Source organism: Paraburkholderia sp. J67, assembly GCF_905220265.1.
In the GTDB taxonomy this organism is placed as follows: domain Bacteria; phylum Pseudomonadota; class Gammaproteobacteria; order Burkholderiales; family Burkholderiaceae; genus Paraburkholderia.
The window spans coordinates 19,349-32,363 of sequence record NZ_CAJMZK010000018.1 but is presented as its reverse complement, the minus strand read 5'-3'; the positions used below and the strand labels follow the sequence as shown (position 1 = coordinate 32,363).

Here is a 13,015-nt window from a genome sequence, read left to right as displayed (position 1 = left end):
TGCGCCGCGTGCCGTCATTCACCACAAGAAGGAAAAGACACCGATGTTCGGCGATATCGCCCGTTTTCTGCTCAATACGATCTTCACGTTGTTCGGCGCCGCGCTGTTGCTGCGGGCCTGGCTCCAATTCGTCCGCGTGCCGCCCTATAACCCGGTGACGCACGCCATCCAGCAGGCCACGAACTGGCTCGTCCTGCCGCTGCGTCGCGTGATTCCGGGCGTGCGCGGTATCGACTGGGCAAGTGTGGTCGCTGCCCTGATCGCCTCGGTCGTGTACGTACTGTTGATGGTATGGCTCGTGGGTGTCGATCCGTTCGGCCTGCTGCCCACGCTGCTGATCGTCGCGGTGCTCACGCTCCTGAAGTGGGCGCTCAACCTGCTGATCTGGCTCACGATCCTGATGGCCCTGCTCTCCTGGCTGAACCCGAGTTCGGCCGCGATGCCCGTGCTGTTTCAGCTTACGGCGCCGTTCCTCAATCCGCTGCGACGCATCCTGCCGAACTTCGGCGGCCTCGACCTTTCGCCGATCCTGCTGTTCGTGATCGTGCAGGTGCTGCTGATGGTCGTGACGCGCGCGGCCGTTTCGCTCACGCTGTTCGGTATCTGAGGCCATCTTTGATGTAGCGCCAGGCGGATTCGCAGCGCCGGGTCGCGTGCATTTGCGCAACCCGGCGAAATCCGCGTAAAATGGCGCGCTCTGCGGGCGTCGTATAATGGCCATTACCTCAGCTTCCCAAGCTGATGACGTGGGTTCGATTCCCATCGCCCGCTCCAATACCCTCCTAAGCCGTTGATTTCACATCAACTCAGGCTCTGATGGTCCGGGTTCTCCGCAAGGCTACTACAGTGGTGGTCGCCATGTCGGGAACATCGTGCCTCTATCGCCGCCCCAGCGGCATCTACGCTGTTCGTCTTGTCGTGCCAAAGCGGCTGCGCCCATTAGTGGGCCGCACGGAAATTCACACCTCTACCGGCCTGCGAATATTGGACGCCGCGAAGCGTGCGGCGCTCAAGATCCAAATGCACTGGCGCGAACGCTTTCTGGCGATGGACACTGAAAGACTAAGACACGAAAACCCGCTGCTCATTGGCGATGGGATGATTGCCCTCACGGAAGCCGCGGCATCTATCGGCATCTCCACCGCTGCTCTTGCTGGCGAGCTGTTGGCCGACCGCGCGCACGCATACGCCCACGTCCAGGGATTGCGCTGCTGGACGGTTCCCGACCTTGACGACGTAGAGCGCGATCACGACGGCCCTTTCGTGCTGAATGACGCAATGGCGCGCGGAGAGCTTGACCTGTATTCCGGCTTGGTCCGCTTTTTCAGTAGCCATGCCACGCTCGGACAGTTTGCGGTCGGTGCCGTGGCGCATGAGTCCGTTTTCCGGGGCACAGGAACAACCGGATTTTTGGTAGATGGCGAGCTTGAGCTGTCGTCATCCGAGTGCGTCGTGCAGAAAGCCGCCGTGGCGCGGGTGCGGGCGCGGTTGGCGGTAGGGTTGCCCGCTGCACCTTCCGCGCCTGCCCTCTCGCCTGCCGCCAGCGAATCTGTGAACGCGCCCATCGTCTTCGACCCGATCACGGCACGACACGGCGGAAAGCGCTTCTCCGAACTGTTCGAGAGCTACCGGAGTGACCGAGCCTGGGGAGCGGATCAGACCCGCCGGATGACGACCGAAGCCGGTCTGTTCATTGACCTGATGGGCGATCCGGCGCTAGGCGACATCGAGAAGGAAACCGTGCTGGAGTTTGCGCGGCTGCTCACGTTACTGCCGACAGACATCTACCAATCACGACGAAATTATTTCCGCGAGACCGGCGAGACCAAGACCCTCCACGAGCTGATAGCGCTTGCCGAGCGCGGCGGGCTGCAACGCAAGAACGAGATGACCGTCAAGGGTCACGTGGGCCGCCTGAGCGAAATTCTTGGCTACGGCGTCAAGGCGGGCATGATGCGCTTCAATCCGGCATCTGATTACAAGCGTGGGCGCAGTGCGGGCGCGGGTTCGCGGGCGCAGGATGAGCGTCAGGCGTTCGCGCCCGACGAGCTGACGCGCATCTTTTCACAGGACTGGTTCGAGCGTGGCGCGGGGACCATCAACAAGAGCGGTTCCACGCACTGGAGACCGCACTACTACTGGTTGCCGCTGCTGGGCCTGTTTACTGGTGGCCGTATCAATGAGCTGTCACAGCTCTACCTAGACGACATAAGACAGTCCGAGACCGGCGCATGGTATCTAGACTTCAATCTTGAAGGCGACAAGGTAGAGGACGTGCCTGACAAGTCACTGAAGACGGTCAACGCAGTTCGCGTTGTCCCGTTGCATGGCGAGTTGGTGCGCCTCGGACTTCCTGAATACGTGGATGCGCTGCGGTGCGCGGGCCATGTCCGCCTGTTCCCTGAGCTGAAGCGTGACCGAGTGAAGGGCTACGGCAAGCCTGCTGGGTCATGGTTCAATGAGCGGTTTCTAGGCATCAAGCTCGGCATCAAGCGCGACGGGATGAAGACATTCCACTCATTCCGGCACACGTTCGTTACAGCGCTTGAACGGCTCGACCTACCGGAGCGTGTGCAGGCACAGTTGGCAGGGCATGAGCGCGGCACGACGCAGAGCGGGAGCCGCTACGCGAAGGACCGCAACGCCGACGAGCTGGTTGCGAACTTTGCGGGGCTGCAATTCCCCGCGCTCGCTGGCGTAGCGCCATTCAGGATTGGTGATGCTTTGACCGCGATCAAGTGCGCGCACCGTCAGAAAGTGGCGGCTAGTAAGCGGCAAATGGGCGCGAAATCCGATGTATAAGGTTTCATCTTTTGGGCCGCCAGTTGATGACTGGATGGCCATCGTAGTAGGTCGATTTTTCTAGGACTTTGGCTTTTACGCACGCATCAATCCGATACGGCACGCTGTCCTATTTGTTGCCCTTTTCTTTGAAGTCGTCACAAAAACGCCCAATAAACACAAACCTAATTCGGGGAAGCAATGAAGAAAATCACAGCAAAATTTGGCACGGCTTGCCTGCTACCGTTGTCTATCGCCATGACGGCTTGCTCGTTCGATCCGGTGAAGAAGGAAAGTGAACTGTCTTACGTGAACGAAGTTGTAGCCGGAACGCCTGAGAAAGTGATGCGTTCGTTGCAAGATAGACAACGGCGGTGCGGATCGCTCATTGGTGCGATAACCGCTAACGGCTCGTATATGCCCGACGAAGCAGAACAGGTGTTGGACATGCAAGTGCATATGTCTAACCTAGGGCCGCTCGGTGTGGGACGCCTGCGTATGTCAGCAACTGAGGGGGGGACAATGGTTCGCGTCGGGGTGCCGCCTAAAGACATCGGGGGCAGCGCCCAGAAAAAGATTTCCGCTCTTGCTGCTGACCCCTCGTTGCCGTGCGACTACTAAGCCTGCTCGATAGCGCAGGGCGTCATTAGTCAGCTCAAACAAGCTCGGCGCAGGTATAGCTACGGTATGGATAGGGGCGGGTTTAGTTCCGCGCTGGCTCCCGTTCACCGCCCCTTTTCTCACATCGCAGACGACAAAATCGAGTTTCCGTAGCAATCGTTCATGAGCACGACTGCTCGCCCAGATTCGTCGGTGCCGACATGCACGATGGCGTGTCCGGCGTCGATGGTTTGCGTGATGGTCATTGTTTCCAGCATGGTTGCTGCTTGGTCTAGCGAAAGCTGTTGCATGTTGTCCCCGTAAGAGGCCGTAATGTTGCCAGGAAGCGGCCCCATCGTGCAATGGGGCCGGGGCAAATTTCGACTTACCTGACTGCTTGGCGCACGGCATCGCGGAACGACCCTGGAGTCTGTAGGCCCGCCAGCACGGCATCCTGCACCATGCGCTGTGCATCGAGTCGAGGTCCGCCTGTTCCGCTGCTCGTGTGGCCCTGCTGCGGATTCGGGTTGATGACATTGATTTTGACCACGGGCACCGCCTGCTCCGCGTGCGAAGGGTTGCCGTCGCTCGCCGTGACAGTTACAGGAATTGTTCGCCCGTCGGGGAGCGGAACAAACGCTTCCGGCATCGAACCCTCCCCATAGAGCGCAAGCTGTGGAGTGTCTGCAATCCCGCCCGTAGCGTATTTTCGAAGCTGGGCGACTCCCTTGCTCGTCATGATGCCGCCGCCTGCAAATGCCGCTACGCCGGTTCCGGCAGTGGCACCGAAGAGTGGGCCAGAGCCTTGGATGGTCGCGCTGGTCGGCATAGATGCGCCGGTTATGAGTCCAGAGCCTCCCCCAATGCTCGCCAATGCCGCTGCGGCTCTTGCGGTTGCGGCAGCAAGATTGATTGTCGTGTTGCTGACGGCGGCTCCTGCCTGGGTGGCTGACGTCACTTGGAGGCCCAGCGTCGTCAATCCGGCATTGAGAGGAATGACTCCCTGAGTGGTAAGGGCCATCATTGACGTTTGCAGGGCCGCCAACGGCCCTGCTTGCGTGCTCATAGTCGATGCGATGGACGAAGCCGTTACGCCCGCCAGCGGGTCAATCTGGGCCGCATTCCCTGCGGCAGAGCTTGCGTTCGGGAACACGAGCTTGTTGATGCCGTTCGTGAGCGCATCGAGGCCCGTCTTCAGCGGCGTGCTGAAGGTCTCCTGGATCTTGATCTTCAGGACGTCGAGCGCCATGCTCTCCGCGAGCTTGGCGATGTTGAGCTTGCCGGTCTGGACGAATTGCAGCAGGGCGTCGATCACCTGATTCGCCCAGGTGGCTTCGGCCTGCTGCATCTCCTTGAAGGTGTCCTGCCACTCGCGCGCGAGACCATCCATCGGCGACTCCAGCAGGCGCTTGCGCTCTGCCGCGACCACCTCAAGGTGCTGGTTAGGGGGGTGACAAGAAATCAATTTCTGTCACCCCCTCAACCTCTACTTTTGTCACCCCCTCAAAGCCTTGCGCAGCAAGGCGCGGCAGGGGTGACAAAAGCATTCCGGATCTATGATCCGGAAAACACCCAATAAGGAGTAGAAAAAGACAATTGAGGCGGTCGCCTGCGACCGCGCCCGTCAACGTTACTGTGCGCGCTCAACCTCCCGTATCGCCTTCGTGGTCTTTTCGATGATGGCGAGTTGCTTTGCGGCGAGTTGGCGCGTGATCGGTTCGCCCGCCATTTGCTCGTATCGCCGCGCCACTTCGGAGGGACTGTTTCCGAACATGCGTGAACACTCCCAAAGCCGTATGCGGCGCTCTACCGAGGCATCTGCGTCCGAGTCAACGAACGAGCGATTGCGAGCCGCGTAGATCGTCTCCGCCAGTTTGGCGCGCACCTTGCCCCTGACTGCGTCGATGCCCTTGGCGCGCTTCGTGACCTGACGCGACCTGATATAGACGCACTCCCATTGCTGGACGTCTGATAGACCTAGGCCGCCCGCAATCTCCCCCGGCGTCCGTATTCCGCTATGAAACAAGAAACGCGCCGCCGGATGGAATGACGCCTTGCGGAAGAGTTGCCGGTTGCGATCGTAGCGAACGCTCTCTACCTGTGTTGGATAGCGCGTAACGATCCATTGCGCATCGTAGGTGAACAGGTCTGCGTCTAGCATCCGCTCGTATTCGTGCCGCCGCGCCGTCAGTCCGCGAAACGCTGGCGGCACTCCGCGCGCCGTCAGTGTTTCGGATATGAGGTAAGAGGCGGCGCGCTGGCCGCTCTCGTATGTGCGGCGTAGGGTTGCGAGAACCTTGGGGAGCGGCTGCTGTTCCATAAACGCCACTAGCCGATCACGCGCCGCCGGTGGCGACTCTGCCAAGCATTCCCCAAGGGGGGCTTCTAGCGTCCACGTGCGACGTTCGATAGCGCGCGCGCGGCGTTCGACTTCGAGGCTCTCTGCGGCGATTGTTTCCGCCAGCGTCATTACTCACCCATGCCGGGGCAAACCATGACATGCCTCCCAGACACGTCGCCGCGCAAACAAAAAAAGGGTTCATAGCCGCGCGATCTGCCGAGGTAGCCGTGGACGAGCGTTTGACCGTCTGCGTATTCGACCTCGCCAGTAACTTCGGCGTCGGCTAGAGCTTCCGCCAAGTCGTCGTTGTCGAGCGGCCAGAGTCGTGAGCCGATCAGCGGGTGCCAGTTCGCGGGGTCGCGCATTGCCGCGAGTTCGGCGGCGCGCGCTGCGATCAGGTCATACGGAATCTCCGCGCGCACCGAGACTTGCGGTTTTCCGTGCCGATCGACAGTGGTCGTGGTAGTGGTAACAGTGGTCGTGTTCATTCGAATCCTTTGAGGGGTATGGCTAGATAACAGTTACGGTAGAGGTAGAGACGCGAACCGGCTTGCCTACAACGTTCAAGCGCCACGGAATCGAAGTGTCAATTGCGACGGATTGGGCCTGTGTCGGCCCCGGCACGAATCGAGTGGGGTTGCACCGCATTAGTTCTGCAATAAAAGTCCGAACGTCGTCTAGCGCGTAGACGGGGCGGCTGCGCCCCCTACGGGCACCGGTTGCGAGAAGTTCGGACCTCATCAGCGCGACAGGAAGAAGTTCAAGCCCATGTAAATCGGCCCGTCCGTGACGGCAGTTCTCTAGGAAGGGCTCCCATGCGACCGAAGGCCCAAGCCGTTCTCTGAGCCAATAAACCACCTCCTGAATGGTCAAGACATCAACTGTGCGCGTTGTCATGACGACGCTTCCGGCTGTCCGCAAGCCGCTTTTTTTCGGTCAATCCATTCGTCAAGGTCGCGCACGTCAAAACCGACAGAAGCCCCGCCTAGCTTGATCGGCTTCGGGCCATGCGGCGCTTTCGACAGGCGGCGAAGAGTGGATAACGACACGCCGATATACACGGCGGCGTCCGGCGCGCGTTTGATTCGAGATACTTGAGCATTGAACGCTGCTGACACTGCATTACCTTCCATGATTGTTGATCATGAGAATAACTTTAGTCAGACTTGATCAAATCTAATCAGGCCCCTTTATTTGTGACACCTCGAATGCTGCGAGAGTAAAGAAAGGGGCGTTGCGAACAGGAACCTGGTATAGTGGCCTCACATTAAACGCTCGTCTCGTCGTGAGGCCAGCATCGAGAGGAACAAATGGCACAGGGTCAGTTCGTTGCTTACTACCGCGTGAGCACTGCACGTCAGGGCATGTCTGGTCTGGGTCTCGACGCACAGCGCGAAGCGGTCGCTCGCTACCTGAACGGCGGCGAATGGGAGTTGGTGGGCGAGTTCACGGAGACTGAGACCGGCAAGGGGGCAAACGCTCTCGAAAAGCGCCCGCAGCTTCGTGCCGCGCTGGAGCTTTGCAAGCGTCGCGGTGCTACGTTGATCATTGCAAAGCTCGACCGTCTCGCCCGTAACGTGCATTTCGTGTCCGGCTTGCTTGAGACCGGGTGCGACTTCGTTGCGGCGGATATGCCTTCCGCGAACAAGGTCATGATTCAAATGCACGCCGTGATGGCGGAGTGGGAACGCGATCAGATCAGCAAGCGGACAAAGGATGCGCTGGCGGCGGCAAAGGCGCGTGGCGTTAAGCTCGGGACTGCGGGGGCCGCGAACCTAAAGCCGAACGTCGAGGCCCGCCAGCAAGCCGCCGATGCCTTTGCGGGGAAGTTGGCGGGAGTTGTGGCGGGGTTCCGCGCGCGGGGTCTATCCCAGCGCGCGATGGTGGATGAGCTAAATGTGCTGGGGATCAAAACGCCGAACGGCGGGGAGTGGCACAGGGGCCAGTTGTGCCGGTTGCTAGAGCGGGTAGAGGCGATCCAACGTCAATAGACTATCTATCGTCGCTCCGAGATCACATTTCGAGCGACAAATCGATACGCGCCAAGACGACCGCAAAACCGCGCTCAACGCTAAGCCCCCGCTCTCCCATGATCCACCTTGCAATATGATCCGTTAGATGCTTTTGTTCAGTTCTTCCCGGCGCAAGCCAAGTGAAGTGCACTTCCTTGAGAGCTGCCAGGTATTCCGCCTCTGGAGTTTCATCTTTGAACCCAGCACGCGCGGCACAATCGCTGATCCACTCTACGGCGGCTTTGTGTGACTCTCGATCCCCCCTGAGCAATCCGTCGAATATCGCAGGCTCCCGCAACTTCAAACTTATGAGGTATGCAAGCAGTCCCGCAGGCCCGATCGGTCCCGATAGGGCGAACAAAGCGCACATTTTCTCCATATCGCGCAAAGACAGGCGTGCGGCAGCGGTCCACACCGCGGCGGCAGCATGAAAGTTGTCAACGGCGCGATTCTGCGAAACTTCAAAACCGTAGCGCCCTAACTCTCGCGAAAGGAAATCGTGAGCTTGTTCACCATACTGAGAGTTTCTTTCTGTAGAGGGCGGAGGCAAACGAAAGAAGAACCGCACAAATTTCGAGAGATACGCGGCGGCGTCGGTTTCAAGTCCAAACATCCCCTTCACTGCCTGCTCAAGCTGCTCGCGATTCAAGAGCAGAACGAATACGACGTTAGGAATCTCGAAAAAATGCTTGACGCGTTCTAATAAACGAACAGCGAACGCGGGGTTACACCTGTCCAGCTCATCAACAAACACGATGACCGGCCTCTGTTGCTTGGCTGCAAACTCCGCCAACGCACGACGATATTCGACGAACGACCTTTTCTCTTTCTCGTGCTCCTCAAGCTTTTTCTCGATCGATTTTTCCGCACTGTCCGCCACTCCGTCCTGCGCTGTTTCAACCGCGTCCTGTAGTTCTTCAGCGAGATCAGCGGAACCAAATGCCAACCGTCCGACAGCACCAACCAGGATTTTTGCTCCAAGCGGCAAGATAGCCTTCATAACTGCTGCGGCCTTCCCACGCAGCAATTGGCCGCTACCCTCGCTGTCATCCAGCAATGTAGCCAACTCCGCAGCGATAACCATGAACGGATCTTCCAGATAGTCTTGTTCGAACGCATCGACGAACGCGACTTTATGTCCGTTAGCACGCAACTGCGGAGCCCAATTACGCCCAAACCAGGTCTTTCCGCCTCCCCAAGGCGCATCGATCGCAATTACAGCGCCCGCATCCAAACGCCCAACGAATTCCGACAGGCGATTGGCAATTCGTTGTCGCCCCAGCAAATCGCCGTCAAATGGCTGCTTCGAAGGATCGAATTGCCAAGCAGGATAGGAAAGCGGGCGCGACTGATTTGCGTCGGACATGATGAGCAGTTGAGATCGTTATGCGGGGACAGTAACACAGGTGCGAGATAGCGAAGCCCATCGGCATTCGCCCAAGACCATCCGTCAGGACGCCAAGCCCGCTCAGAGATACTCTGATAAACTTTCCAGATACAAATGTCAGTTACATGGGCAAACTATGCCCGCTTAGTCTCTTAATCTAATCAATCACTTGCGGTTGTCCGGTTGCGCGCGTTCGATTCCCATCGCCCGCTCCAGCATTCTTCGCCGGTCCGTGTCATGCGAGGACGCACGGCATCCTGCACCAGCATCCGCCAGGCCGATCGCTCTGACCGGCACATAGGCCCCCACTTTCACCGTGTTTCCGTAGCGTCGCGGCCATGCAGCCAGCGCATTTGTGCGCCCAGCCGCCGGTGCGACTGCGCAGTTCGCTGCGTGTCGGGCCCTTCATGCGCTAGCATCCCTACCTGTGCCATCCGCGCGGCGTACCCGATGCGCCCGCCCCGCCGCAAACCACCCGCGTTTTCACCCTGCGCCTTCACGCGCGGGTCGCCACCGATGGATCGATTTTTCATGTCCCGCCGCAGTGCGGTTGCGTTGATCGTGAACGCACGCACGACGCTGCTCGCCAATCACGATGACCGTCCGCCCGCCGACACCGAGCGTCAGCCGTCGCGCGTGGCCGATCTCACACGCCTGCTGTTCGACGTGCGCGCAGGCCGTGTCAGCGAATTCGAGATGCGTCATCCCGCGCCGATGTACGTCATCGTCTCGTCGGACTGACGCCGCGCGCGCCAGGCGCCCTGGAGCGCGCTGCTATAATGCGCGTCGCCCGTCGTGCTCCGCAGGCTTGCTGCGGACACCGACCTGCCCGAATCCGCGGCTCTTTGCCCGCTAGCAGCGATAACCGGCTGCCAACGGCTGCGTTTCTCTCGTCACGCGCCGCCTGCGACCCCGCGCGGCCAGCCTCGGCCCGCTGCCCTTACCCGCCATCCTCGAAGATGAATCACGATCCGAACGACGCAGCCCGTCCTGACTGCACGCCGCCCGACAATGCGGACGACACCGCCACGAACGCCGAACTGCCCGACACGGGAGACGGCGCTGAAGAAGGCCTGCGCCACCGCCGCATCCGCAGCTTCGTGACGCGCGCCGGACGCGTGTCGACCGGCCAGCGCCGCGCGCTCGACGACCTGGGTCCGCGTTTCGTGGTGCCCTACACGCCTGAGGCCGCCAACTGGGAAACGGTGTTCGGCCGCGCGGCGCCGCGCGTGCTGGAAATCGGTTTCGGCATGGGCGCGAGCACGGCGGAAATCGCCGCACTGCGCCCGAACGATGACTTTCTCGGCGTGGAAGTGCACGAGCCGGGCGTGGGCGCGCTGCTCAAGCTGATCGGCGAGCAGGAACTCACGAACATTCGCATCATCCAGCACGACGCTGTCGAAGTCCTCGAACAGATGATCGCGCCCGACAGCCTCGACGGCGTGCACATCTTCTTCCCGGATCCGTGGCACAAGGCGCGCCATCACAAGCGCCGCCTGATCCAGCCGAAGTTCGTCCAGTTGCTCATCTCGCGCATGAAACCGGGCGCGTATCTGCACTGCGCAACCGACTGGCAAAACTACGCGGAGCAGATGCTCGAAGTGCTGGGCGCGGAACCCGCGCTCGAAAACACGGCCGCCGACTATGCGCCGCGCCCCGACTATCGTCCGGTGACGAAGTTCGAGCGCCGCGGCCTGCGCCTCGGCCACGGTGTCTGGGACCTGGTGTTCAAGCGCCGCGCGGTCTGACGCCCAGCCACGAAGCCGTCAAATAGAAACGGGCGCCCTGCGGCGCCCGTTTTGCATTTCAGTCAGACATCAGGACGTCACGCACCCCAGTCCAGCCCGCCGCTGTATCCGACCAGCAGGATCACGAGCCCAAAGGCGATGCGATACCAGGCGAATACCGTGAAATCGTGCGAAGCGACGTAGCGTAGCAGCCAGCGCACGCAGGCGAACGCACTCACGAACGCCGCGATGAAACCCACGCCAAAAAGACCGAGCCAGTCGACGGAAAGCGTCTGCCAGGTCTTGTGCAGTTCGTAGAGGGTCGCGCCGAAGATCACGGGAATCGCGAGAAAGAACGAGAACTCGGTGGCCACGCGCCGCTCGACGCCGAACAGCATCCCGCCGATGATCGTCGAGCCCGAACGCGACATACCGGGAATCAGCGCACAACATTGCGCGCAGCCGATCTTGAAGGCATCGAGCAGCGTGATCTCGTCGAGCGAATTCACACGCGCAAGCGGCGGCGAGCTGACTGCCACGCTGCTCACCGCACCGCCTGCCGTGCTGCCGGCCGCAGGCACCGCGCGGCGGCGTCCTTCGACCCAGAGAATGATCACCCCGCCGACAACGAGCGCGCACGCGACTGGCACGGGCGAAAACAGCACCGACTTGATCGCCTTTTCGAACAGCAGGCCGAGCACAACCGCCGGAATCGTCGCGACGATCACATTGAGCGCGAAGCGCCGTGCATCGGGCCGCGACGGCAGCCCCACCACCACTGCGCCGATCTTGCGGCGAAACTCCCAGCACACCGCAAGGATGGCGCCGAACTGGATCACCACGTCGAAAGTCTTTTCGTACTCGCCGTCGAAGCCGAGCACGCTGCCGGCCACGATCAGATGCCCGGTACTGGAGACCGGCAAAAACTCCGTCAAGCCTTCGACGATGCCCAGAATCAGGGCCTTGCACGTCACGATCCAGTCCATCCCTGCTCCTTGCGGTAGTGGCGCTGCGCGTGCCGTGCGTCGCTTGTTGCCCGACGCCTATTTTTCGACGATCTGCACGCGTATGCCGTTTGTAAGGATGGTGATTGTACCGGGTTCGTAATTCACGCCGGCAAATTGGAGCTGATCGGGCTTGAAGGTATAGACCGGATAGTTGGTGAGTAACTGCGTGGCCGCCAGCGCCGCGACGGCGTTGACCTGCTGCGCGTAGGCGGCGGCGTTGCCGGTCATGTCGACGCTATCCACCGTGGGCGAGCGCAGGATGACCGAGCGGCTCGCGGCATCGTAGGCCAGCTCGCTCGACAGCGTGAACGCACCGCTCACAGGCTGCTGCATGAGCGGGCTTTCGAGGTGCGCGTCGACATGCACGGCCACCCGGTTGCGATCGGGCAGCAAGGTGACGACCGGGTTCGTGAGCGCGACTTCGAACAGTTGCTGCACCGAGCGGTGATACGGGAACTTGCGCTGCACCGCGTCCTGCAACTGCTGTTGCGAGAACGTGTAGTGATCGGGAATGAACGGGAAGGTGCCCGTTGCGCAGGCACCGAGCGACATGGCCACGCCGGCCGCAGCGCAGGCCGAGAGCAGGAAAGCCCGCCGCGTGGAGCGAGTCGCGTGCGGGTGGCGCGAGATTTGGGGAGCGCGCGGCGCGCGTCGAATCATGCGAAATCTCCTTGGGGAACGGCGAGGTTCATTCAGTGAGCGGCGCGCGGCTTGCCTGGCGAACCCTGCGAACCGGACGACGGCTGCGTGGCGACTTCGAGGCGCTCGAGCCAGAACATCGCGTCTTCGCGCGACGCGCCGCACATCTCGGCCTGGGGTTGCAGGCCCGAGCAGCAGCCAGGGCGCAATGGCGAGCCGAATATTTTGCACTGCAGGTCGTCGTCGAGTTGCACGCAGCGCACGCCAGCGGGTTTGCCGTCGGGCATGCCGGGGATCGGCGAGCTGATCGAGGGCGCGATGCAGCACGCACCGCAGCCGGGACGGCAGGCGTGCGCAGACGCGCTGGAGGTTGAAGCGGCACTCACATCGGCTTCCTGAAACGAAACTGTTACTGATTCAAAACGCTCGCGCGATCCACGAGCGAAAACGGCGCGGCACAGCCCGCATTGTGCCACCTCGGGCTGCGACCTTTTTACACAAACGGTGCGGGCCATCGCCCT

The 13,015-nt window shown here is 60.9% G+C and carries 15 protein-coding genes and 1 tRNA gene; 7 read left to right on the top strand and 9 right to left on the bottom strand.

What is annotated here, in order from left to right; translation table 11 throughout:
* The first annotated feature begins 43 nt into the window (after positions 1-43).
* From U5782_RS27000 to U5782_RS26985, 4 genes are all read left to right on the top strand, one after another.
* Complete coding sequence (locus U5782_RS27000; protein WP_322046956.1) at positions 44-607, top strand: YggT family protein; 564 nt, start codon at positions 44-46, stop codon at positions 605-607.
* 92 nt (positions 608-699) lie between these two features.
* A tRNA-Gly gene (locus U5782_RS26995) sits at positions 700-774 on the top strand.
* Between the two features lie 72 nt (positions 775-846).
* Positions 847-2,802: a site-specific integrase gene (locus tag U5782_RS26990; protein WP_322046955.1), complete on the top strand. Its 1,956-nt coding sequence runs from the start codon at positions 847-849 to the stop codon at positions 2,800-2,802.
* Between the two features lie 180 nt (positions 2,803-2,982).
* Entirely contained in the window at positions 2,983-3,402 is a 420-nt protein-coding gene (locus tag U5782_RS26985; protein ID WP_322046954.1) for a hypothetical protein, read from the top strand.
* A 119-nt stretch (positions 3,403-3,521) separates the two neighbouring features.
* Here U5782_RS26985 and U5782_RS26980 read toward each other — a convergent pair whose 3' ends face one another.
* The 5 genes from U5782_RS26980 to U5782_RS26960 all read right to left on the bottom strand — a co-directional run bounded on the left by U5782_RS26980 (position 3,522) and on the right by U5782_RS26960 (position 6,855).
* Entirely contained in the window at positions 3,522-3,692 is a 171-nt protein-coding gene (locus tag U5782_RS26980; protein WP_322046953.1) for a hypothetical protein, read from the bottom strand.
* 74 nt (positions 3,693-3,766) lie between these two features.
* Positions 3,767-4,771 (bottom strand): phage tail tape measure C-terminal domain-containing protein, encoded by a 1,005-nt coding sequence (locus U5782_RS26975; protein ID WP_322046952.1) that lies wholly within the window; start codon positions 4,769-4,771, stop codon positions 3,767-3,769.
* A 240-nt stretch (positions 4,772-5,011) separates the two neighbouring features.
* Positions 5,012-5,851 carry a hypothetical protein gene (locus tag U5782_RS26970; protein WP_322046951.1) on the bottom strand — a complete coding sequence of 280 codons (840 nt, stop codon included), beginning with the start codon at positions 5,849-5,851 and terminating at the stop codon, positions 5,012-5,014.
* A complete protein-coding gene (locus U5782_RS26965; RefSeq protein ID WP_322046950.1) occupies positions 5,851-6,210 on the bottom strand; it encodes a hypothetical protein in 360 nt (119 codons plus the stop codon). The genes U5782_RS26970 and U5782_RS26965 overlap by 1 nt, the downstream gene beginning before the upstream one ends.
* A 405-nt stretch (positions 6,211-6,615) precedes the next feature.
* Positions 6,616-6,855, bottom strand: coding sequence for a helix-turn-helix transcriptional regulator (locus U5782_RS26960; protein WP_322046949.1), 240 nt, complete (start codon positions 6,853-6,855; stop codon positions 6,616-6,618).
* Positions 6,856-7,032: 177 nt separating this feature from the next.
* Here U5782_RS26960 and U5782_RS26955 point away from each other — a divergent pair, with 177 nt between their 5' ends.
* Positions 7,033-7,713, top strand: coding sequence for a recombinase family protein (locus tag U5782_RS26955; RefSeq protein ID WP_322046948.1), 681 nt, complete (start codon positions 7,033-7,035; stop codon positions 7,711-7,713).
* Positions 7,714-7,735: 22 nt separating this feature from the next.
* On the opposite strand, the gene U5782_RS26950 is transcribed toward U5782_RS26955, so the two are convergent.
* Positions 7,736-9,100, bottom strand: a complete 1,365-nt coding sequence (locus U5782_RS26950; protein WP_322046947.1) for a P-loop NTPase fold protein — start codon at positions 9,098-9,100, stop codon at positions 7,736-7,738.
* Positions 9,101-9,652: 552 nt separating this feature from the next.
* Between U5782_RS26950 and U5782_RS26945 the strand changes: the two genes are divergently transcribed.
* A complete protein-coding gene (locus tag U5782_RS26945) occupies positions 9,653-9,862 on the top strand; it encodes a hypothetical protein (protein WP_322046946.1) in 210 nt (69 codons plus the stop codon).
* A gap of 218 nt (positions 9,863-10,080) precedes the next feature.
* Complete coding sequence (gene trmB, locus U5782_RS26940; protein WP_322046945.1) at positions 10,081-10,869, top strand: tRNA (guanosine(46)-N7)-methyltransferase TrmB; 789 nt, start codon at positions 10,081-10,083, stop codon at positions 10,867-10,869.
* A 77-nt stretch (positions 10,870-10,946) separates the two neighbouring features.
* On the opposite strand, the gene U5782_RS26935 is transcribed toward trmB, so the two are convergent.
* From U5782_RS26935 to U5782_RS26925, 3 genes are all read right to left on the bottom strand, one after another.
* Positions 10,947-11,834 (bottom strand): undecaprenyl-diphosphate phosphatase, encoded by an 888-nt coding sequence (locus U5782_RS26935; protein WP_322046944.1) that lies wholly within the window; start codon positions 11,832-11,834, stop codon positions 10,947-10,949.
* A 57-nt stretch (positions 11,835-11,891) separates the two neighbouring features.
* Positions 11,892-12,407: a DUF1439 domain-containing protein gene (locus U5782_RS26930; protein WP_322047060.1), complete on the bottom strand. Its 516-nt coding sequence runs from the start codon at positions 12,405-12,407 to the stop codon at positions 11,892-11,894.
* Between the two features lie 140 nt (positions 12,408-12,547).
* On the bottom strand, positions 12,548-12,880 hold the full coding sequence (locus U5782_RS26925) for a YkgJ family cysteine cluster protein (RefSeq protein WP_322046943.1): 333 nt from the start codon (positions 12,878-12,880) through the stop codon (positions 12,548-12,550).
* Between the last annotated feature and the right edge of the window lie 135 nt (positions 12,881-13,015).